Origin of the sequence: 'Vigna radiata' phytoplasma, assembly GCF_030586915.1 — a bacterium.
In the GTDB taxonomy this organism is placed as follows: Bacteria; Bacillota_I; Bacilli_A; order Acholeplasmatales; family Acholeplasmataceae; genus Phytoplasma; species Phytoplasma australasiaticum.
Genome location: NZ_JAOSIS010000007.1, coordinates 1 through 22,653, shown reverse-complemented (window position 1 = coordinate 22,653; position 22,653 = coordinate 1). Strand labels below are relative to the sequence as shown.

20 protein-coding genes and 1 tRNA gene are annotated in these 22,653 nt (G+C 26.1%); all 21 read left to right on the top strand.

Annotated elements, in window-relative coordinates; all coding sequences use genetic code 11:
* Positions 1-278 (top strand): hypothetical protein (locus OC710_RS01110; protein WP_304514967.1); only part of this gene is annotated, 278 nt, incomplete at its 5' end.
* 72 nt (positions 279-350) lie between these two features.
* Positions 351-962: a transcription termination/antitermination protein NusG gene (gene nusG, locus OC710_RS01105; RefSeq protein ID WP_004994968.1), complete on the top strand. Its 612-nt coding sequence runs from the start codon at positions 351-353 to the stop codon at positions 960-962.
* A 219-nt stretch (positions 963-1,181) separates the two neighbouring features.
* A complete protein-coding gene (gene rplK, locus OC710_RS01100; RefSeq protein WP_004994966.1) occupies positions 1,182-1,607 on the top strand; it encodes a 50S ribosomal protein L11 in 426 nt (141 codons plus the stop codon).
* 66 nt (positions 1,608-1,673) lie between these two features.
* Positions 1,674-2,363, top strand: a complete 690-nt coding sequence (rplA, locus tag OC710_RS01095; protein ID WP_004994962.1) for a 50S ribosomal protein L1 — start codon at positions 1,674-1,676, stop codon at positions 2,361-2,363.
* 117 nt (positions 2,364-2,480) lie between these two features.
* Positions 2,481-2,990, top strand: coding sequence for a 50S ribosomal protein L10 (gene rplJ, locus OC710_RS01090; RefSeq protein ID WP_004994959.1), 510 nt, complete (start codon positions 2,481-2,483; stop codon positions 2,988-2,990).
* A gap of 97 nt (positions 2,991-3,087) precedes the next feature.
* Positions 3,088-3,474, top strand: coding sequence for a ribosomal protein bL12 (locus tag OC710_RS01085; protein ID WP_004994956.1), 387 nt, complete (start codon positions 3,088-3,090; stop codon positions 3,472-3,474).
* Positions 3,475-3,703: 229 nt separating this feature from the next.
* Complete coding sequence (locus OC710_RS01080) at positions 3,704-7,438, top strand: DNA-directed RNA polymerase subunit beta (RefSeq protein WP_004994954.1); 3,735 nt, start codon at positions 3,704-3,706, stop codon at positions 7,436-7,438.
* An 8-nt stretch (positions 7,439-7,446) separates the two neighbouring features.
* Positions 7,447-11,586, top strand: a complete 4,140-nt coding sequence (gene rpoC / locus OC710_RS01075; RefSeq protein WP_004994952.1) for a DNA-directed RNA polymerase subunit beta' — start codon at positions 7,447-7,449, stop codon at positions 11,584-11,586.
* A 198-nt stretch (positions 11,587-11,784) separates the two neighbouring features.
* Positions 11,785-12,189 carry a 30S ribosomal protein S12 gene (gene rpsL / locus OC710_RS01070; RefSeq protein WP_004994950.1) on the top strand — a complete coding sequence of 135 codons (405 nt, stop codon included), beginning with the start codon at positions 11,785-11,787 and terminating at the stop codon, positions 12,187-12,189.
* Positions 12,190-12,229: 40 nt separating this feature from the next.
* On the top strand, positions 12,230-12,700 hold the full coding sequence (rpsG, locus tag OC710_RS01065; protein ID WP_004994947.1) for a 30S ribosomal protein S7: 471 nt from the start codon (positions 12,230-12,232) through the stop codon (positions 12,698-12,700).
* Between the two features lie 39 nt (positions 12,701-12,739).
* A complete protein-coding gene (fusA, locus tag OC710_RS01060; protein WP_004994945.1) occupies positions 12,740-14,806 on the top strand; it encodes an elongation factor G in 2,067 nt (688 codons plus the stop codon).
* Between the two features lie 93 nt (positions 14,807-14,899).
* On the top strand, positions 14,900-16,102 hold the full coding sequence (tuf, locus tag OC710_RS01055; RefSeq protein ID WP_004994943.1) for an elongation factor Tu: 1,203 nt from the start codon (positions 14,900-14,902) through the stop codon (positions 16,100-16,102).
* Positions 16,103-16,615: 513 nt separating this feature from the next.
* On the top strand, positions 16,616-17,167 hold the full coding sequence (gene infC, locus OC710_RS01050; RefSeq protein ID WP_082396464.1) for a translation initiation factor IF-3: 552 nt from the start codon (positions 16,616-16,618) through the stop codon (positions 17,165-17,167).
* A gap of 79 nt (positions 17,168-17,246) precedes the next feature.
* A complete protein-coding gene (gene rpmI / locus OC710_RS01045; protein WP_036690854.1) occupies positions 17,247-17,435 on the top strand; it encodes a 50S ribosomal protein L35 in 189 nt (62 codons plus the stop codon).
* A 35-nt stretch (positions 17,436-17,470) separates the two neighbouring features.
* Positions 17,471-18,181 (top strand): 50S ribosomal protein L20, encoded by a 711-nt coding sequence (gene rplT, locus OC710_RS01040; RefSeq protein ID WP_004994936.1) that lies wholly within the window; start codon positions 17,471-17,473, stop codon positions 18,179-18,181.
* 45 nt (positions 18,182-18,226) lie between these two features.
* Positions 18,227-18,805 carry a hypothetical protein gene (locus tag OC710_RS01035; RefSeq protein ID WP_004994935.1) on the top strand — a complete coding sequence of 193 codons (579 nt, stop codon included), beginning with the start codon at positions 18,227-18,229 and terminating at the stop codon, positions 18,803-18,805.
* 48 nt (positions 18,806-18,853) lie between these two features.
* Complete coding sequence (locus OC710_RS01030) at positions 18,854-19,915, top strand: M42 family metallopeptidase (RefSeq protein WP_004994934.1); 1,062 nt, start codon at positions 18,854-18,856, stop codon at positions 19,913-19,915.
* Between the two features lie 112 nt (positions 19,916-20,027).
* On the top strand, positions 20,028-20,162 hold the full coding sequence (gene rpmH / locus OC710_RS01025) for a 50S ribosomal protein L34 (protein ID WP_004994933.1): 135 nt from the start codon (positions 20,028-20,030) through the stop codon (positions 20,160-20,162).
* A gap of 71 nt (positions 20,163-20,233) precedes the next feature.
* Entirely contained in the window at positions 20,234-20,581 is a 348-nt protein-coding gene (gene rnpA / locus OC710_RS01020; protein WP_004994932.1) for a ribonuclease P protein component, read from the top strand.
* 26 nt (positions 20,582-20,607) lie between these two features.
* Positions 20,608-22,200, top strand: coding sequence for a YidC/Oxa1 family membrane protein insertase (locus OC710_RS01015; protein WP_004994931.1), 1,593 nt, complete (start codon positions 20,608-20,610; stop codon positions 22,198-22,200).
* A 244-nt stretch (positions 22,201-22,444) separates the two neighbouring features.
* Positions 22,445-22,528 (top strand) — tRNA-Tyr (locus OC710_RS01010).
* The last annotated feature ends 125 nt before the right edge of the window (positions 22,529-22,653 follow it).

The window sequence follows — 22,653 nt, the reverse complement described above, 5'->3', positions numbered from 1 at the left end:
GGATATGTTGTAATTTTATACATAATTCTACAGATCAAAAAACTTTGAGTATTTATTTATTATCTTTATCCAGTGTTTTCTTTGTGATTAGTATTTTTCCTTTTATAAGGAAAATTTTTTTTGATATTCGTTTTGTGAGTTTTCCGACAAAATTTCAAATTTTTAAACAAATTATTCAAGTTTTTTTATTTACAGCTATTTTAATTTTTATTTTAAATTTATTTCAATATTTTTATGATATATATATGATATCTTTTTTTAAAAATATTTTAAAATAAAGTTAATTTTTAGAAATTAAATTTATTTTAATTATTGAAAATTGTTAATGGAATTGTCTTTAGGTGCTGAAAATGAAATCAAAAATAAAAAATAATAAAATACTTGATAACAATGCATTTGGTGAGGATGAAAATAGTTTTCAATCTAAATGGTATATTTTACAAACTCAATCGGGTTATGAAAAAGTTGTTCAACAAGATTTATTAAAAATAGCTAATAGTGGTATCGGAATATCTAGTTTAATTCACGAGGTTATTTGTCCGACCGAAAAACATATTAAAATTAAAGCTGATGGAACTAAACAAGAAATAGAAAAAAAGATTTATATTGGTTATATTTTTATTAAAATGATTATGACAAATCAATCTTGGTTTATAGTTCGTAATATTCCGAAAGTAACTGGATTTTTAGGTTCTATTAAAAAAGAAAAAGGTTCTAAACCTATACCTTTAAGTGAAAGTGAAATTAATCCTATATTATTGAAAATGGGAATAATTTCTAAGCCAAATTATGATCATTTAATTAATAAACAAGTTCAAATTATAAATGGTTCTTTTACTGGTCAAGTAGGCAGAGTATCTTTAGTAGATTACGAAAGAGATAAAGTTATGGTTGAAATTGATTTGTTTGGTCGAGCAACTCCTATAGAAATTTCTTTTTCTTCTTTTAAAGAAATGAATTAAAATATAATAATAATTTTAAATTTGTTTAGAAATTTAATTAGTATTGCGAAATATGTTATAATACTATGAATATTTTGGATATTTTTATGGATTAATTACGGAATTAATTATTTTTTTATATTTAATAATCGTATTTTTCTCTCATAAAATAGTTTTTTAAACAAATAATAAAATTTTAAACATTTTTAGAAACAAAAAGGTTGGTATTAAATAATTATAATGGCAAGAAAAGTTATTAAAAATATTAAGTTACAAATTTTGGCTGGTAAAGCGAATCCTGCTCCCCCTATAGGACCTGTGTTAGGACAAGCTCAAGTTAATATTCCTTTATTTTGTTCTCAATTTAATGAAGCTACTAAAGATAAATTAGGTTTTACTCTGCCAGTAGAAATTACAGTTTTTGATGATAAAAGTTTTAAATTTATTGTAAAAACCCCAATAACAAGCGATTTATTAAAAAAAGCTGCTAATATTTCTAAAGGTTCTTCAGATTCAAGTAAAAATAAAGTAGCTACTCTTAAGTATGAACAAATTATAGAAATAGCTAAATTAAAAATGCCAGATTTAAATGCTTATTCATTAGAACAAGCTTCTAAGATTATAGAAGGAACTGCCATTAATATGGGGATTATTGTGGAAAAATAATAATTTATTGTGCAGTATCAATAAAAAAGAAAGGCATATTATTATAGTATACAAGGCTTAAAATTTATGACAAGAAGTAAAAAATATTTATCAGTTAGTAAAAAAATAGAATTTAATCAAGTTTATAAAATGCATGATGCTATTCAATTGTTATATAATGTTAAAACTGCAAAATTCGATGAAACTGCTGAATGCGTTTTTGTTTTAAATGTGGAACATAAAAAAGTAGATCAACATATACGTGGTTCTGTGGTTTTACCTTATGGTTTGGGTAAAAAGTTTTGTATTGTTGTAATTGCTCAAGGTGAACAGGCTCAGAAGGCTAAAGAATTAGGTGCGGATTATGTTGGCGAACAAGAATTGATTGACAAAATATCTAATGGTTGGACAGATTTTGATGTTTTAATATCTGTTTCTAGTTTTATGCCTTCTTTGACGAAGTTAGGAAAAATTTTAGGACCTAAAGGATTAATGCCTAATCCGAAATTAGGGACTATGACAGATGATGTTGAACAAATTATCCGAGATATCCAAAAAGGTAGAATGGAATATAAAACAGATAAATTTGGTAATCTTCATACGATAATAGGTAAAATATCGTTTAATAAAGAACAATTAACAGGAAATTTGATTTTTTTATATAATCATTTGATTTCTATCAAACCTAAAACAATAAAAGGTGAATTGATTAAAAATATTACTATTTCTTCAACTATGTCGCCTGGTATTAAAGTTGATCCTTTATCCATTAAGTAATATTATAAAAAAATGGTTATATTATTTTTAATTTTTATTATTTTTAAAATAAAAAATTTTTTCAATTATACTATAAATTTATAATTTATATTGTTTAAAAAAAGGAAACAACAATTTATGTTAAAATCTGTTATTAAAGAGAAAAGTAATTATGTTGATTATCTATCTCAAAATATTGATAATTCCAACTTAGTTGTTTTGTTAGAATTTAAAGGTTCGAAAGTAAGTGATTTAACCCATTTACGTCGTAAATTACAAGAATTGGTTCCTTGTAAGTTTCAAATAATACCAAATAACATTATTAAAAGAGCGTTAACTAAATCAAGATATGACGAATTAACAGAATTTAAAAATCCTAAAGCTTTATTTTGGACTTTATCTACTTCTTCAGATATTTTTGTTTCTTTAAATGCTTTATATAAATTTTCCAAGGTTAATGAGTTTTTAAAAATTAATTTTGGTATTATAGAAAATGAAATTTGTTCTGAAGAGCAAATGATTAAGTTAGCGCAAATACCATCTAAATCAGCATTATTATCTATGTTGTTATTTAGTGTTTCAGCGCCTGTTAAAAATATAATTACTGTTTTACAATTATTAATAAAACAGAAACAAGAAAAAATTTAAAATAATAATTATTACATATTATATTTTTAATATTGTATAGAAATCGAAAATATCTGTTTAAAATAGATAAAATTTAATTATAAATAGGAGATTAACAATGGCAGACAACAACAAAATAGAGCAAATTATTGAGTTTTTAGGTGATATGAAAGTTAAAGAATTACAAGAATTAGTAAATAAAATTCAAGATTCTTTTGGTATTGAAATGGAAAATGTTTCAAATTTAAACAGTACTAATGAAGCAGTTTCTACAGAAAAAAATGAACAAACAGAGTTTAAAGTTGTTATGACTTCTGCGGGTCAATCTCGTCCTGCGGTTATTCAATATTTAGCAAAAAATTTTGGATTTAGTATTGGAGATTTACTAACATCATGTAAAACTGAAAATGCTAATTTATTAATTAAAGAAAATGTAAATAAAGAACAAGCTGAAGAAATTAAAAAACAAATAGAAAATTTAGGAGCTCAAGTCAAAATTGAATAAAAAAATATATTTGATAAATTGGTTGAAAAATATAATTTTTCATAACAATAAATAAAATTTTTTGATAACTTAAATATTATGAAACCTGAGAACTAAATTAAGTATCTTAGGTTTTTTATTATCTTTATCGTTATCAGTATTTTTTAATGTTTTTTTTATTAAGAATTTAATTTTTGTGAAATTTGAATTAAATGTATGTTGATATTTGTTGGGAGTTCTAAATAAAAAAATGAAAAAATATTGTAATGTCAAATATGGTACTAAGGTGGAACGACGAAATTATTCTAAAATGAAATATGATTTGGATTTACCAAATTTAATCGAAATTCAAACGAAATCATTTCAAGAGTTTTTAGATTACGGTATTCAAGCATCATTGAAAAGTATTTTTCCTATTGAGAGTTATAATGGTGATTTAAAGTTACATTTTAATGATTTTTTTTTAGAAGAACCTAAATTTAATGCTGAAGATTCCAAAAAAAGAGGTTTTACTTATAGTGCAGAATTATTTTTAAATGTTACCTTGGAAAATGTTATAACTAAACAAACTAAAAAAGCTCGTATATTAATGACTGATTTACCTTTAATGACTATTGCAGGAACCTTTATAATTAATGGTACAGAAAGAGTTGTAGTTTCCCAAATAGTTCGCTCAGCAGGAGCATATTTTACTTCTAAATTAGATAATAAAATTAATAAAAATCGTTTTACTGCCCAAATTATTCCTACTAGAGGTGCTTGGATAGAGTTTGAACAAAATAATAAAGATTTTTTATATGCTAAATTGGATCGTTCAAAAAAAATACCTTTAACTAAATTTATTCATGCTTTAGGATTTGATACTCAAGAAGAAATTGAAAAAGCTTTTGGAATTAATTCTTTATTAGATTTAAGTTTTAAAAAAGATAATGATTCTAATTGTAATGATGCTATTGTAGAATTATATTCTAAATTGCACCAAGGAGAAAGAGTTCCTACTAATGCAGCAAGAGAATTTATTCGTACTCGTTTATTTGATAAGGATAAATATGATTTATCTTTAGTAGGGAGATATAAATTAAATCGTAAATTGGATGTTTTAAATAGAGCTGAAAATACTTTTTTAGCCCAAGATATTAAAGATTTAACAAATAATAAAATTTTATTTCCGGCAGGAACATTTTTAAATTATGAAATTATTAAACAATTAGCATTACATAGAGATAAATTTCGTGTAGAATTAGTTAATTCAGATTTTCATTTACAAAATCAAAATCATGATGAAAATATATTTACTTATAGAAAAAGTATACATGATAATCAAATTTATATTAAAGAAGATATTGTGCATTTTCAAACGGGACAAGTATTAGTTAAGGCTGATACACTTTTAGACGATAACGTTTTAAATACTTTACTAGAAACTCATAAATATAATATTGATGATAAAATTATTAAATATTTCGCTAATAAAGAGTATATTAATAAAGTTGTTAGAGATCGACAAAAAGTTTTTAATGAGAGTTTAGAAGTTTACATTTTAGATAATAAAAATAATAAAAGTTTTATTAAAATTGTAGGTAATGATCAATCTGAAGATGCAGAAAATATTGTTTTATCTGATATAATAGCGTCTATTAGTTATTATTTAAATCTTTATCATAACATAGGAACTATTGATGATATTGATCATTTAGGTAATAGACGATTAAGATTAATTGGAGAACTTTTAAAAAATCAATTACGTGTAGGTTTAAATAGAACTAAAAAAAACATTAAAGATCGTATGTCTATAAGTAAATTTGAATCTATTACGCCAGGGGGGTTATTTAATTTTTCATCTCTTTCTATGGCTATTAAAACTTTTTTTTGTAGTTCTCGTTTGTCTCATTTTATGGATCAAATTAATCCTTTGGCGATTATTACTCAAAAGCGTAGAATTTCTGCATTGGGTAGCGGAGGTATCGATCGTGATCGAGCAGGTGTAGAATTAAGAGATGTTAATGACTCTTATTATGGTAGATTATGTCCTATTGAAACTCCAGAAGGACCATCTATCGGACTTATTTGTTCGTTGGCTACTTATGCTCAAGTAGATAAATATGGTTTTATTGAGACTCCTTTTTTTAAAGTTATTCGTGAAAATGGTAAATCAGTAGTATCTCCTAAATATGAATATTTGACTTCTATTCAAGAAGAAAATCGTATTATTGCTACATCTTCATCTTGTTTAAATGATGATTTTAGTTTTAAACAACAAAAAGTAATTGCTAGAAGAAACGGAGAAATTAGTTTATATAATGTTGATCAAATTGATTATATAGACGTTTCCCCTAAGCAAATTGTATCTGTAGCTACAGCATCGATCCCTTTTTTAGAACATAATGACGCTTCTAGGGCGTTAATGGGCGCTAATATGCAAAGACAAGCTTTACCATTGTTAATTTCTGAAGCTCCTATTGTAGCTACTGGTATTGAACATAGAATAGTGAAAGATTCTGGTTGTGTAGTTATTGCTGAAGATAGTGGTTTTGTAGTTTATGTAGATGCTAAAAAAATTATTATTCAAAATAATCACGGAGAAAAAAAGGTTTATATTTTATCTACTTTTGATAAATCTAATCAAGATACTTTGATTTTGCAAAAACCTATTGTTAAGTTTAATGAGTATGTTAATAAAGGTGATATTATCGCTGATGGCTCATCTACTCATCAAGGCGAATTAGCTTTAGGTAAAAATGTTACAGTAGCTTTTATGACTTGGGATGGTTATAATTATGAAGATGCTGTTATTTTATCAGAACGTTTGGTTCAAGAAGATATTTTTACTTCTGTTCATATTAGTAAATATGAAATTCAAGTTAGAGAATTAAAAAAAGGCGCTGGACGAGAAGAAATAACTCGCGAAATACCTAATGTCAGTGCTGAAGCTATTAAAAATTTAGATTCTCGAGGAATTATTATTCCAGGTTCTGAAGTTAATGAAGGTGATTATTTGGTTGGTAAAATAGTTATTATTCCTCAAAGTTCTTTAGAAAATAATCCTTATGAAAAATTAATTCAAACTATTATTGGAGAAAAGTCTCGAGATTATAAAGATGCTTCTTTAAAAGTTCCTTGCGGCGAAAGCGGTATCGTTCAAAGTGTACAATATTTTTCTGTTAAAAAAGGTGATTTCATTTCTACTCCTGGTGTAAATGAAATTATTAAAGTTTATATAGCTAAAAAGAGAAAAATTCGAGAAGGTGATAAAATAGCCGGAAGACATGGTAATAAAGGTGTAATTTCTTGTATTGCTGCTAAAGTAGATATGCCTTATATGTCTGATGGAACTCCTATAGATGTTATTTTAAATCCTTTAGGGGTGCCTAGTAGGATGAATATCGGACAAATTTTAGAAATGCATTTAGGAATGGCCGCACATAAATTAAATATTAAGGTTGCCACTCCGGTTTTAGATGGAGCTAATAATGAGGATTTAAAAAATATTATGCAAGAAGCTAATTTACCTTTTGATGGTAAAATGACTTTATATGATGGTAGAACAGGTGAACCATATGATAATTCTATATCTGTTGGTATTTTGTATATGCTAAAATTATCTCATATGGTGGAAGATAAAATACATGCTAGAAATGTTGGAACTTATACTTTGATTTTACAACAACCTGGTAGTGGACGTAATTTTTTAGGTGGTCAAAGAATTGGAGAAATGGAAACTTGGAGTTTATTAGCTTATGGAGCCGCTCATACTTTACAAGAAATTTTAACTTTGAAAAGTGATGATATTATAGGGCGTAATCAATTATATCATGCCATAGTAAATGGTTTACGTTTTCCTAAACCTTCTATTCCTGAAAGTTTTAGAGTTTTTACTAAAGAATTACAAGCATTAGGATTACATGTAGAATTAATTAAAGCTGATACTAAGGATAATCAAATTAATCGTTCTTTAGTTTCAAATAATAAGGAGAACAAAAAGTAAACCGAATTATGTTAAATATGAAAATTGAAGATTTTGCTTTAACTAAAAGAACTTTAAAAAATTTAAAATCTATAGGTATTAATAGTTTAGGGGATATTAATAATTATCATTTGAATGAATTAATTACTTCGTTAAATGAGGAATCTTTTGAAGAATTTGTGATTATTTTAAAAAAATATGGTTTACCTGAATCCCTAAATAATTTAAATTTAAATAAAGATATTTTAGATGTTTTGTATCAAAATAATATTTTAAATTGTTATTCTTTATTAACTACTGATAAAGATGCATTGTTTAAGTTGTTTAATCATAATCACTCTCATTTAAATATTTTGAGAAATGTTTTGGATTTATATAATTTGCAAAAAAATAATATTCACAATCTTAAAAATAAAATAGATAATTCTGTTGTTGATAAAGATGAAATTATTTGGCGAAATGAAAATCAAGAACATGAATCTGCATCTTCATGGGTAATCGATAAAGCTATTTTCCCTAATAATAGTAATCGAGAGTATGATTATTTTAAAATTCGTTTATCTTCTCCTCATGAAATTCGTCAAAAATCTTATGGCGAAGTAGTTAATTATGAAACTATTAATTATCGTACAGCTAAACCAGAAAAGGGAGGATTGTTTTGTCCTATTATTTTTGGCCCTGTTCAAGATTTACAATGCATATGCTCTAAAAAACAAACTTTAAAAAAAGGTCAAACCTGTTCTAAATGCGGAGTAGAAATTACAGAACAACTAGTTCGACGAGAAAGAATGGGTCATATTGATTTAGCTGCTCCTGTAGTACATACATGGTTTTTAAATAGTTTACCGAGTCGTTTAGCTATTTTATTAGGTATGAAAGCTAAAGAATTAGCAGAAATTGTTTATTATGTGTCGTATATAGTTATTAATCCTGGTAATAGTGATTTAAATAAATATAGTATTATATCTGAATTAGAATATGGTCAATATTTAGAACGTTGTGACCATAACTTTGTTGCTTTAACCGGTGCTGAAGCTGTTAAAACTATGTTACAAGAATTAAATATGGAAGAAACTATCAAAACATTGAGATTAGAGTTAAAACAGGCTTCAAAACAAAAACGAGATTTAATTGTTAAAAGATTAGAATTGATGGAATCTTTTTATCAATCTGATAATAAACCAGAATGGATTGTTTTAGAAGCTATTAATGTAATTCCTCCTAGTTTAAGACCTATAGTAGCTTTGGAACAAGGTGTGCGTTTCGCTTCTGCTGACATTAACGATTTATATCGTAGGATTTTAAATCGTAATAATCGTTTAAAAAGACAATTGAAGCAAAATGCTCCTAGATTAATTATTAAAAACGAAAAAAGAATGTTGCAAGAAGCTGTTGACGCTTTATTTGATAATGCTAAATCTAGCAAAAAAAGCACTTCTAATATTGAACGCAATAAGCCTTTAAAGTCTTTATCAGAAATGTTAAGAGGTAAACAAGGACGTTTTCGTCAAAATTTATTAGGAAAAAGGGTAGATTATTCAGGACGTTCTGTTATTATTGTAGGACCTGATTTAAAGTTGCATCAATGCGGTATCCCGCGACAAATGGCTATAGTTTTATTCAAACCATTTGTATTAAATAAATTACAAGAAGCTAAAGGTATTGATAAAAAAAGTGCTAATATTTTATATGAAAAAATGAATGAGCATGTTTGGAAATTATTGGAAGAAGTGGTACAAGAACATCCTGTTTTATTAAATAGAGCGCCTACTTTGCATCGTCAAGGGTTACAAGGTTTTCAAGTGAAATTAATTGATGGTAAAGCTATTAGATTACATCCTTTGGTTACTTTAGCTTTTAATGCGGATTTTGATGGAGATCAAATGGCTGTTTATGTTCCTTTGTCTGTAGAAGCTCAAGCTGAAGCTCGTTTGTTAATGTTGTCTTCTTATAACATCTTGGATCCTAAAAACGGTAGTCCGGTTTTATCCCCTTCTCAAGATATGGTTTTAGGTAATTATTATTTAACTATTGAAGAGACGCGTAAACGTATTTTAAAAGGTTATAATTCTGAGATTAGAAACGAACAACATCAATATAAACATCGTAATGAAGGCAAGGTTTTTAACGATTTACAAGAGGCTGAATTGGCTTTTTATAATAAACAAATAGCTTTACACACGCGTATTTTAGTACGTACTTCTAAAATCTCTTCTTACTTTAATGATGAACAAAAAAATAAATATTTAGTTACTACATTAGGTAAACTTATTTTTAATAGTATTTTACCTAATGATTTCCCTTATTTACAAGAACCTACTATATTTAATTTAGAAACTAAAACACCAGATATTTATTTTATACCTAAAGGTGTTAATTTGCTAGAATATTTAAATAATATTCCTACTCCAGAACCTTTTAAAAAACGTTTTTTATCACTTATAATTGATCGTGTTTTTAAAAGAAGTAATATCTCGGAAACATCTAAAATGTTAGATGATATTAAAAATTTAGGTTTTAAATATTCTACTATGTCTGGAGTGACCATTTCGCATGCAGATATTAATGTTTATTCTAAAAAAGCTGAATTAATATCACAAGTAGAAGATAAAATTACAGAAATTGAAAAGTGGCATGATAAAGGTTTTTTAACAACTGGCGAAAAGAAGAGTTTGATTATTCAGGAATGGAAAAATGTACGTAATGTTATTCAAGAAGGTTTAATGCAAGAATTTAATCAAGATAATCATTTATTTATGATAAGTGATAGTGGTGCTCGTGGTAATGTTTCTAATTTTTCACAGTTATCAGGTATGAGAGGTTTAATGCACAGCCCTACCAATAATCAATTAGAAATTCCTGTTAAATCTTCTTTTAAAGAAGGTTTGAATGTGCATGAATTTTTTATTTCAACACATGGAGCTAGAAAGGTATCTACTGATACAGCTTTAAAAACAGCGGAATCCGGATATTTAACTCGTCGTTTAGTTGATGTCGCTCAAGATGTCATTATTATGTCACAAGATTGCGGTAGTGATAAAGGTGTTTATATAACTTCTTTAGAACAAGATGGAAAAGAGATTATTTCATTGCAACAACGTTTATTTGGTCGTTATATTGCTCAAAGTATTGTAGATTCTTCTGATCAAAAAATTATCGTGAATTGTGGCGAATTGATTACTAGAGAAATAGCAGAAAATATTGTTAAAATGGGTTTTTTATCTGTTAAAATTAGAAGTGTTTTAACTTGTAATTCTGATTATGGTATTTGTGCTAAATGTTATGGGTTAAATTTAGCTACTAATAAAGAAGTTGAGATCGGAGAAGCTGTAGGTATTATTGCTGCTCAGTCTATCGGTGAACCTGGTACTCAATTAACTATGAGAACATTCCATACAGGAGGAGTTTTATCGGTTTCTGATATTACTCAAGGATTGCCACGTATTCAGGAATTATTTGAAGCTCGTAAACCTAAAGGTAAAGCTCTTATTAGTGAATATGATGGCGTAGTTAAAGAAATTAAATCTAGTAATATTTATTCATCCGATATTGTTATAGCATCAGCAATTAATCCTCAACAAGAATATACTTATACCGTAGATTCTAATGTAGATATTTTAGTTCAAGATGGTATGTCTATTAAAGCTGGACAACGTTTAACTTCGGGTTCGATAGATTTAAGGGAATTATTGCGTATTAGTTCTGTAGTAACTACTCAAAAATATATTTTAGAAGAAGTTCAACAAGTATATCAATCTCAAAGTGTTTATATCAGTGATAAACATATTGAAATTATTATTCGTCAAATGTTTAAACAAATTTTAATTATTTCTGAAGGAGATAGTAATTTATTACCAGGATCTGAAGTTTCTATTAAAGAATTCAAAAGGATAAATATGCAATTGATTCAACAAAATAAAAAATTAGCAGCTGGGCGTCCTATAGTTTTAGGTATTACAAGATCTTCCTTAAAAAGTGATTCTTTACTATCTGCGGCTTCTTTTCAAGAAACTACTAAAATTTTAATTGATGCTACTATTAAAGGCCAAAAAGATTTTTTATTGGGATTAAAAGAGAATGTTATTTTAGGAGGATTGATACCTGCCGGAACTGGAATTTTAAATCATTCTTTATTTGAATATCCATTAATAGAAGACGATAAATCATAAATTGTCTTATAATATATTAATAAATTATATTTATTATATTTTTATTTGTTAGATAATTATGATTATTAAGCTTTTATTATAAAAATCTTTTTTGATGAAATTCATTTTATATTGACTTTTGTTGAAAAAAAATATAAAATTTAGGTCGTCTTATATTTCTAATTAAAAAATAATAATGAAAGGTTTTATTATTTAAATATGCCTACTATTTCTCAGTTAATAAGAAAACGAAGAGTAAAAAAGAATACTAAAACCAAATCACCAGCTTTATCTGTTCGTTTTAATGTTTTAAAAAAGAAATTTAAAAATATTAATTCTCCTCAAAAATCTGGAGTTTGTTTGAAAGTATATACTACCACTCCTAAAAAGCCTAATTCCGCTTTAAGAAAGGTAGCTAGAGTTCGTTTATCAAATCGTCACGAAGTAACAGCTTATATTCCTGGTATAGGTCATAATTTACAAGAACATAGTCTTGTATTGATAAGAGGCGGTCGTGTTAAAGATTTACCTGGAGTTCGTTATCAAATTATTCGAGGGGTTCTTGATACTGCTGGAGTAGCTAATCGAAAACAAAGTCGTTCTCGATATGGTGCGAAAAAATAATAATTTATTAAAATTCAAATAAATTAAGGTGTATAAACTTATGTCTCGTAAAAAAAGTTTTAAAAAAAGAACATTGCCTTTAGATCCTATTCATAATTCTGTTTTAGTGACTAGAATTATTAATAAGCTTATGAAAGATGGCAAAAAGGATATTGCTTGCTCTATAGTATATAGTTGTTTATCTCAAATTAAAATATTAACTAAAAAAACACCTATTGATGTTTTAAATGAAGCTTTTAATAATATTATGCCTTTGGTAGAATTACGTACACGTACTATTGGTAGTCAAAAATATCAAGTTCCTTTAGAAGTTTCTGTAGAAAGACGTTATTCTTTAGGTTTGAAATGGTTGATTATGGGAGCACGCAAACGTAATGAAAAGGGTATTAAAGAAAAACTTGTTCAAGAAATTATTGCTGCTGCTTCCGGAACAGGATTAGCAGTTAAAAAACGTGATGAAATTCATCGCATGTCTGAAGCTAATAGGAGTTTTGCTCATTATCGTTGGTAAAATAGTGCATTTAATATTATTCAACTTAAAGGGGGGAACATGGGAATTGAATTAGAATTAGATAAAATACGTAATATCGGTATTATGGCTCATATCGATGCAGGAAAAACTACTACTACCGAAAGGATTTTATTTTATACTGGTAAAATTCGTGTAGCTAAAGAAACCCATGAAGGTTTAGCACAGATGGATTGGATGGATCAAGAAAAAGAACGAGGCATCACAATTACATCAGCAGCTACTACCGTTTTTTGGAATAATTGTAAAATTAATATTATTGATACTCCTGGTCACATTGATTTTTCTTCAGAAGTAAATCGTTCTTTACGTGTTTTGGATGGTGGTGTTGTAGTTATAGATGCCCAAGCTGGAGTAGAACCGCAAACAGAAACTGTTTGGCGTCAAGCAACTTATTATAAAGTGCCTCGAATTGTTTTTGTCAATAAAATTGATAAATTAGGCGCTAATTTTGAAAACGCTATTACTAGTTTAGAAAAAAGATTAAATGTTTTAGCATACGCTATCCAATGGCCTATTGGTGTAGAGAATAATTTTCGTGGCTTCGTCGATTTAATAGAAATGCAAGCTTGGGAATATTCTTCTAGTCCTGATCAAGAAAATAGATTAATTCCTATTCCTGAAGAATTAAAGGAAATTGTTAATTCTAAAAGGCAAATATTAATAGACAAATTAGCTTCTTTAGATGATGAATTGTTAAATTATCTTTTAGAAAATAAACCTATTTCTACCGCTTTAATAAAAAAAGCGATTCGTAAAGCAACTTTGGAAGTTAATTTCTTTCCGGTTTTATGTGGTTCAGCTTTGAAGAATAAAGGTATTGTTCCTTTGTTAAATGCTTTAGTGGATTTTTTACCTTCACCTTTAGATTTGCCAACTATTAATGGTTATGATAAAAATGAACAACCTATTATACGTAAAATCGATATCAAAGAATCTTTTATTGCGTTAGCTTTTAAAGTTATGACAGATTCTTTTGGTCGTTTAACTTTTGTACGTATTTATTCGGGTTGTTTAAAAGCTGGTTCTTATGTAAAAAATAATAATAAAAATATTACAGAACGTGCTTCACGTTTATTACTTATGCATGCTAATTCTAGACAAGATATTAAAGAAGCTTATGCTGGTGATATTGTAGCTGTAATTGGTTTAAAAAATACCATTACAGGCGATACATTAACATATGGAAATGATTTTATTGTTTTAGAAAAAATGAGTTTTCCTGAACCAGTATTACAAGTTGCAGTAGAGCCTGTTTTCGCTAAAGAACAGGAAAAAATTAGTTCTGCCTTGTTTGGTTTTACTCAAGAAGATCCTACTTTTAAATTTACTGTAGATCCGGAATCAAAACAAATGATTGCTGCTGGAATGGGTGATTTGCATTTAGATGTTTTAATGGAACGTTTAAAAAGAGAATTTCAAATTCAAGTTAAAGTTTCAGAACCTCAAGTTGCTTATCGAGAAACTTTAGTTAATTCTATAGAGGTTGACGGAGAATGTAAACATCAAACGGGAGGCCGAGGTCAATATGGTTATGTACAAATTTTATTCGAACCTAATCCTGGTAAAGGTTTTGAGTTTGTAAACAATGTTAAATATGGCGCTATTCCTCAAAATTATATTCCCGCTGTATCGAAAGGTTTGCAAGAATCTTTATCTAGTGGTATAATTGCCGGTTATCCTTTGACCGATATTAAAGCTACTTTATTTAGCGGCGCTTTCCATGAAGTTGACTCTTCTGAATTTGCTTTTAAATCTGCTGCAGCTGCAGCCTTACGTAAATTACGTAATAGTAAATTAGTTGTTATTTTAGAGCCTATTATGAAATTAGAGTTAATTACTCCTCACGAATATATTGGTAATGTTATAGGAGATTTAGTTTCTCGTCGAGGCCGTTTAGAAAAACAAGAAAATGAAGGCATGGTTATGAAAATTCAAGCTTTTGTTCCTTTAGCAGAAATGTTTAAGTATTCTAGTAGTTTACGTTCTAATACTCAGGGAAGAGCAAATTTTTCTATGGAATTTTTTAAATATGAAAAGGCTCCTGAACATATTGCTAATAAAATTATTGAATCACGTAATAAATAAAATTAGTTAAATACAATTTTGTTAGATATTTCCGAAATTATAATAATTAAGAATGATTTTTGGTAAAAAATATTTAAATGGAGAAAAAATAAAATGTCAAAAGCAAAAATAAACAATAAAGAAGAATCACAAGCAATTAAACCTCATTTAAATGTAGGAACACTTGGTCATGTAGATCATGGTAAAAGCACTTTAAGTTTAGCTATTAATAATTATTTAGCTGCTAAAAATTTAGCTAAATTTCGCAAAGATATTAAAACTTTAGATAAAACCGTTGAAGAACAAGAACGTGGTATTACTATTAATGCTCATCATTTAGAGTATGAAAGTGATACTCGTAATTATGCTCATATTGATTGTCCTGGTCATAAAGATTATATTAAAAATATGATTACTGGAGCAGCTCAAATGGATGCTGCTATTTTAGTGGTTTCAGCTGCTGATGGTGCTCAACCTCAAACTCGTGAACATATTTTATTAGCTAAGCACGTAGGTGTTCCTAATTTAATAGTTTTTTTAAATAAATGTGATAAAGCTATTCCTGATTTAATACCTTTAGTAGAGCATGAAATACGTGAAATTTTAACTAAAAATGGTTATAATGGTTCAGAAATTCCTATTATTCAAGGTTCTGCTTTAAAAGCTTTAGATGGCGATGAAAATTATTTATCAAAAATTGCAGATTTAGTAGCGGAGTTAGATAAATTACCTCTTCCTTTGCGTGATATTGATAAACCTTTTTTAATGCCTATAGAAGATATATATTCTATTACGGGTCGTGGTACTACCGCTTCTGGTCGAGTAGAGAGAGGAACATTAACTTTAGGTGAAGAGATTGAAATTCTTGGTTTGGATAAAGATACTTCTACTGTTGCAATAGGTTTAGAAATTTTTAAAAAATCTAAAACTCAAATTCAAGCCGGGGATAATGCTGCTATTTTATTACGCGGTATTAAACATAGCGATATTAAAAAAGGTCAGGTAATAGTTAAACCTAATTCTTTAAAAGTATATTCTCAATTTAAAGCAGAAGTTTATATTTTGACTGAAGAAGAAGGTGGTCGTAAAAAATCTTTCCGAACTAATTATAGACCTCAATTTTTCTTTAGAACTGCTAATGTAACAGGTGTTATTACTTTACCAGAAGATGTTGCTGTTGCGATGCCAGGTGATAATGTTACTATTAAAGTGGATTTGATTAAACCTGTAGCATTAGAAGTTGGTACTTCATTTGCTTTCCGTGAAGGTGGCAAAACTATTGGTTCAGGAAAAATTATTGAAATTTTACCGAATTAATTAAAGTTAATCAATTATAAAGAAGACTAGTTTATAGTCTTTTTTTATATTTTAATCGTATTGAATATTTATGATTAAATCAAAATATGTTTATAGATATTTAAACAATATATTGATGTTGATATGTTAAAAATTTTAAGGTAAAATTAATTAATTGCAATACAATAAATGATAAAATTTAATATTATTTAATTGAGGATTAATAATAATTTTATTTATTATATGAAATTTTGTTTGTAATTTTAAGTTAATTAACTGTAATAAAATCAAAATAACTGTTTTTTAATACGAAAAAATTAGTTATCTTTTAAAAAATATTAATATTCTGGGGTTTAGAAACTTTTTTGTTTATTTATCTTCATAGAAAGTTAATTTCTAATATTAAAAAAGCTCAATATAATTAAAGTGATTTAATCTATTCTGATTTTATTAATATATAATAATGAAGGCTATTTTAAATAATTTCGGTTTTTACTAAAATTATAAATATAGTTTTAAAAAGGAGTTAAGCATATTATTAAACATAAAAAAAATAAAAAAGAAAATTTAAAGATTAGTTTTTTATACAATGAAAAAGTTCCTGCAGGAGAATATTTAGTTATTGATAGCCAAGGAAAACAATTAGGGCTTTTTCAAAAGGAACAAATCTTTGATTTAGCTAAACCTAATAATGAAGATTTTGTTTTAATTAATGCTCATTCTGATCCTAAAGTGGTGCGTTTAGTTGATTATTCTAAATTTTATTATGAACAACAAAAAAAAATTAAACAAAATCGAAAAAAACAGCATAATCAAATGAATATTAAAACTATTTGTGTAAGCCCTCGTATTCAAGATAATGATTTAGATACTAAAATGAAAAAAGCTAAGGATTTTTTAAAAAGCGGACAAAAAGTAAAAATTAATATGTCTTTGCCTGGTAGAATGGCTATAAACCCTAATATTGGTATCGATATTTTTAAGAAAATTATATCTTCATTGAGTTTAGTATCAAAAGTTGATATTCCTCCTAAAATAGAAGGTAATCAAATTAATTGTTTATTAATTCCTTTAAAGTCTAATTAATTTTATTATTAGGCTTTTGGGTTTATTATTTATTTGGTTTTTTATTTTAAAAAAAATTAGAAAGAAATAATGGTAATTGATTTTGAAAAAAAAAACACATAAAGGTTTAAAAAAACGTATCAAAATTACTGAAACTGGTAAATGGTTGCGCAAACATGCTTTTAAAAATCATTTAGCCGGTTCTAAAACTACTAAACAAAATAGACAATTGAGAGGATTTACTGTTGTAGATTCTTCGGATTTAAAGCGCATTAAAAATTTAATTTAGCAAATTGATATAAATCTAAGGAAAGAAGAAAAGTCATGGTTAAAGTAAATTTAGTTCCAGCTCGACGTAAACGTCGTAAAAAAATATTAAAATTAGCTAAAGGTTATGTAGGTTCTAAAAGTACTATTTATAAAACTGCTCATGAACAAGTAATGCGTTCATGGCAATATGCTTATGTTGGTCGTAAAAGAAATAAAAGAGATTGGCGTTCTTTATGGATTCGTCGTATTAATGCTGGTTGTTCAGAAAACGGTATTAATTATTCTTCTTTTATATATGGTTTAAAATTAGCTGGCGTTGATGTAAATCGTAAAATTTTAGCTAATTTAATTATTAATAAACCTGAAATTTTTAAATTTTATACCGAATTGGCTCAAAAAAGTTTGTTTGATTTAAATAACAATAAATTAATAGAAGATATTTCTCAATCTAAATTAAATTCAAACGATATTATTAAATCTGATTTAGATTCAGATTCTCTAACTCAACAATCTATTAAAAACGATTTTTCAGATAGTGTTTCTCAAAATTCTGTTTCTATAAATAATTCTGCGATTGATAATGTAAATGATATAGAAAAAAATAATTCAGATATTTTAGAAGATAATTCATTTTCACCAAATTTATCATCTTTACAAAAAATGAATTTATTAAATTTGCGTCAGTTAGCTAAAAAACATAACATTAATAAGGTTTCTAAGTTAAAAAAAGCGGAATTAATTGATTTATTACTAGAAAAATTATAAATAAATATACATTAATTATAGATCGTTTTAAAGAGGTTTGGAAATATGTATGAAATTAAAAAAATAACTTTTAATAAAATTATTTTAAATGCTCTAATAACTATTTTATTTTTGTTCAGTTCTGTAGCATGTTTTGAACCTAAATATTTTTCTATAAAAGGAATTCGAATAAGTGATATTTTATTAGGAATATTATTGTTATTATTTAATTATTATTTTGTGTTTTTTAATTTTAAAAAAAATTCAGGATTAAAAAAGTTTTTCTTTTTAATAGAAACATTTTTTTTATTAATTATTTCGAGTAGTTTATTTTTATCTTTTTTAATTACTAATCCTTTTATAAAAAAAATGTTAGCTTTAAGTAATATTATTAGCTATATTTTAATGATTCATTGTTTTATTTCTTTGAATTTGTTTGGTTGGAAAAACGATAAAATAGGTATTTGGCGTTTAAATGGTTATTTAGTAACTTTTGGATTGAGCTGCTTTTTATTAGGAAAAAATATTGATTTTTCCCATATTATTTTAAGAATTTTGTCGATTTTTTTTGCTATTTTGTTTTTATTTTATCTATCTATCGTAATTAAACAAATTTCTAATCGTAATAAAATCATTGTTCAATGATAAAAAAATAAAATTTTATTGTAATACAAAGGAGATTTAATCAAAAAAATGTCAAATTTATTAATTAAAATGAAAGAATTAACTATGTTAAATGGTATTTCGGGACAAGAAAAACAGATTACTAATTATGTTAAAAATAGTATTCTTTCTTTTGTAGATAAAATAGAATATGATAATTTAGGTAGTTTAATAGCTTATAAAGGGCAAAATGGTCCAAAAATTATGTTAGCTGGCCATATGGATGAAATCGGTTTAATGGTAACTGAAATCACGGAAAATGGTTTTGTGAAATTTCAAACTATAGGCGGTTGGTTACCTACGGTTATGTTGGCTCAAGTTTGGCAGATTCATACTACCAAAGGTATTGTTTGGGGCGTGACTGGTGCTAAACCTCCTCATTCTTTGAGTATTACTGAACGCAATCAAAATCCAAATCTTAAAAATTTATTTTTAGATATAGGCGTTTCGACTAAAGAAGCGGCTCAAAAATTAGGAATTACCATCGGAAATATGATTACTCCTTATTTAGAGTTCCGTACTTTGGGAAGTGAAGATTTTGTTTTGGCTAAAGCAATAGATAATCGTGTGGGAGTTTTGATTGTCACCGAGGTATTAGAGAAATTAAAAAATAATCCTAATCAATTTATAGGAGCTTTTACAGTTCAAGAAGAAGTTGGTTTGCGAGGAGCTATTACTAGCGCAAATAAAGTAAAACCTGAAATTGCTATAGCAGTGGATGTTTGCGTTGCTAATGATGTTCCAGGTAATTCCGACACATCTATTAGTTATTTAGGAAAAGGACCACAAATATCTTGTTACGATCATGGATTAGTCGCTCATACAGCTTTGCGAGAATTCGTGATAAATGTGGCTCGAGAAAATAACATCCCTTTTCAAGAAGCTGCTCCAGAAGGTGGCACTACAGATGCTGCGGCTATGCATACACGTCATATAGGAGCGGCAGCTTTAGTAATTTCAGTGCCTACTCGTTATATACATTCTCATGCTTCAGTTGTGCATCAGCAAGATATTAAACACACAATTGATTTATTAACTCTATTAATACAAAAATTAGATCAAAATCAAGTTCAAAAAATTTTATTTAGTTAATTTGGATATTAATTTGATTATAAATTTTTAAATAATTAATATTAATATTTTTTAGTGTTTTATTTTAGTTACTATTAAAATTTAAAATATTCAAAGGAAAAGATATTAAAAAATGAAAAGAACTTATCAACCTAGTAAAATTAAGCGAAAAAGAACACATGGTTTTTTAAAAAGAATGTCTAATGCTAGTGGTCGTCGTTTATTATCTAATAGAAGATATAAAGGGCGTCATCAATTAACAGTTTAATAATTATGTTGAATCAAATTAAAATTGTTAATTTTTATAATATTCCAATGAATCAAATTTAAAACTTTATTATGATGAAAAAAAAATTTATTTTAAGCAAAAATAAAGAAATTAATTTAATTTTCAAACATGATAAAAATAGTGTAGCTAATTATTTTTTTAAAATATATTATGTTAATTGCGCGAAAACTTTGAATTTTAAATTTGCTTTAAGTATTAATAAAAGATATGGAAAATCTCATGAGAGAAATTTAATTAAACGCCGTATAAGGGCAATAATTTATAATTATTATTCGGTTTTAAAACCTAATGCTTTTTTTATTATTATTATTAAACCGACAGCGAGACAATTGAACTTTGTAGATTTATCTGAAAAATTATCGGTTTTGTTGAGAAAAGCTCGTCTTATAAGTTCCTGATAAGGATATTTAATTGGATATATTATATGAATGATGATAAATTTATTTTTTTAAAAAGAATTTTAATGATGTTTTTATTTTGTTTTTTTATAACTATGATTCTTAGATTTTTATTTCTTGATGATGAAAATGTTAATATTCAGTCTAATATTAGCGATTTAAAAATTATTATGAAAAATAATAGGGATATTTCTGATAATCAAGTGTTTGATAAATTACAAAAAATAGAAAATTGTGATTTATATGAATATCAAAAATATTTAGATATTGTCGTTTGCGAAATTCAAGATAATAGTTATTTTAAATGGTATTCATTAGATAATCAAAAATGTAATGATTATATAAAAAAACAATTACGAGATAAAATTAATAAAATATGTTCCGGTTTAGAATACTATTTTAGTTTTAACGACACCAATATTACATTAGAAAATAAAATCATTATATTGAAAAAATTTTTTACAGTTGTAATAGGGGTTAATAGAAGTTATTTTTTAAATCGTTTTATACAAGAAAAATGTTTTCAAAGTTTATTTATCAAGAATATTAGCACTAAAACAAATACAATTAATTCAGTTTCATCTAATGATTTATTAAATTTTAAAATTTATAAAAATTTTGATGATAATATAGAAATATCTAATCGAGATTACAATGATATTGTTAGACAGAAATATTCAAATTTAGAGTCTCAACCTAAAAAATTAAATTATTTTATTTTGAGAAATAATAATTCTGATAATCAAAATTTGGGTTTAAAAATTTTTGTGAATGATCAAGAAGATTTGCCTATTCAATGGCCTTCTAAATTAGAGTGGAGTAAATTTTTAGGTTTAGGTTATATTTGGAATTTTTTAATTATTTTTATAGCTTCTTTATTAAATTTTTTTTCTTCTATGGGTTCCCATGGAATAGATGGATTTGTATTAGGAAATTTAGGAATTGGAATTGTATTAACTACTATTTTAATTCGAACTTTGTCATGGCCTATTTATACTAAAACTAACACTTTTGCGTTTAATATGAATTTAGCGCAACCAGAAATTACTAAAATTCAATCAAAATATGCTTCCTCTAAAGATCCTAAAGAAATGCAACGTATGTATTTTGAAATTATGCGAGTTTATAAAAAGTATAATGTTAATATGTTTTCTAGTTTTTTAATGTCTTTTTTTCAAATGTTTTTATTTTTAGCTATGTTTCGTGTTTTACGTCGTTTCCGTATTCCAGGTGGTATTTTTAAAATTTATACTCAAAAACCTTTTTTAGGTGTAATGAATTTGCAACTTGAAAATAATAATGATAATTTATTTTTTTCTATATTTTTAACTTTAATAACAGGTTTGAGTATGTTTATTTTAAATCAATTAATGTTGAAAAATTCTGAAAATATAAAAAATAAAAATGTTTTATTAACTTCTGATGAATCTCAACCGATTAAACCAGAAAATATAATGAAATTTGTTAATTATGCAATGATTTTATTTATGATGTTTTTATCTTTTCGTGATCCTATGTTATCTTTATATTGGATTATAGGTAATTCTTATACTATTTTACAAACATTAATTAATAAAAAAATTATATTAAAAAAAAATGCAAAAATTAAAAAATATTAAAAATATATTGATAATATTTTAATAATTCCTGATTATTTCTTCAAGATAAGTTTTTCATATGATAAAAAATCAGGAATAAAAAATATTTTTTAAATATTAAAAATTAATTTTATTATTGATTTTTAATTTTTTTATAAAAAAAATAAAAATATTTATATTTTTATCCATAAATTATGTTAAAATCAATTAGTAAGTTTTTTCGACAAAAATTATAAATTTTTTTCGAATTAGTAATTTTTTAAATGGAGGGATAGCGAAGTGGCTAAACGCAGCAGTCTGTAAAACTGTTCCGAAAGGTACGGCGGTTCGAATCCGTCTCCCTCCACCATATTAAGTAAAATTATAGTAATTTAAGTTGATCACTACTTCTTTGAAAACTGAAGATGATATTTTATTATTTATTATGATGTTTATATCATAAAAATTTTAAATATTACTATAATTTAAATAAGT

Coding starts and splice junctions, on each gene's coding strand:
- nusG (WP_004994968.1), top strand. CDS start 351: ATGAAATCAAAAATAAAAAATAATAAAATACTTGATAACAATGCATTT.
- rplK (WP_004994966.1), top strand. CDS start 1,182: ATGGCAAGAAAAGTTATTAAAAATATTAAGTTACAAATTTTGGCTGGT.
- rplA (WP_004994962.1), top strand. CDS start 1,674: ATGACAAGAAGTAAAAAATATTTATCAGTTAGTAAAAAAATAGAATTT.
- rplJ (WP_004994959.1), top strand. CDS start 2,481: ATGTTAAAATCTGTTATTAAAGAGAAAAGTAATTATGTTGATTATCTA.
- OC710_RS01085 (WP_004994956.1), top strand. CDS start 3,088: ATGGCAGACAACAACAAAATAGAGCAAATTATTGAGTTTTTAGGTGAT.
- OC710_RS01080 (WP_004994954.1), top strand. CDS start 3,704: ATGAAAAAATATTGTAATGTCAAATATGGTACTAAGGTGGAACGACGA.
- rpoC (WP_004994952.1), top strand. CDS start 7,447: ATGTTAAATATGAAAATTGAAGATTTTGCTTTAACTAAAAGAACTTTA.
- rpsL (WP_004994950.1), top strand. CDS start 11,785: ATGCCTACTATTTCTCAGTTAATAAGAAAACGAAGAGTAAAAAAGAAT.
- rpsG (WP_004994947.1), top strand. CDS start 12,230: ATGTCTCGTAAAAAAAGTTTTAAAAAAAGAACATTGCCTTTAGATCCT.
- fusA (WP_004994945.1), top strand. CDS start 12,740: ATGGGAATTGAATTAGAATTAGATAAAATACGTAATATCGGTATTATG.
- tuf (WP_004994943.1), top strand. CDS start 14,900: ATGTCAAAAGCAAAAATAAACAATAAAGAAGAATCACAAGCAATTAAA.
- rplT (WP_004994936.1), top strand. CDS start 17,471: ATGGTTAAAGTAAATTTAGTTCCAGCTCGACGTAAACGTCGTAAAAAA.
- OC710_RS01035 (WP_004994935.1), top strand. CDS start 18,227: ATGTATGAAATTAAAAAAATAACTTTTAATAAAATTATTTTAAATGCT.
- OC710_RS01030 (WP_004994934.1), top strand. CDS start 18,854: ATGTCAAATTTATTAATTAAAATGAAAGAATTAACTATGTTAAATGGT.
- rpmH (WP_004994933.1), top strand. CDS start 20,028: ATGAAAAGAACTTATCAACCTAGTAAAATTAAGCGAAAAAGAACACAT.
- rnpA (WP_004994932.1), top strand. CDS start 20,234: ATGATGAAAAAAAAATTTATTTTAAGCAAAAATAAAGAAATTAATTTA.
- OC710_RS01015 (WP_004994931.1), top strand. CDS start 20,608: ATGAATGATGATAAATTTATTTTTTTAAAAAGAATTTTAATGATGTTT.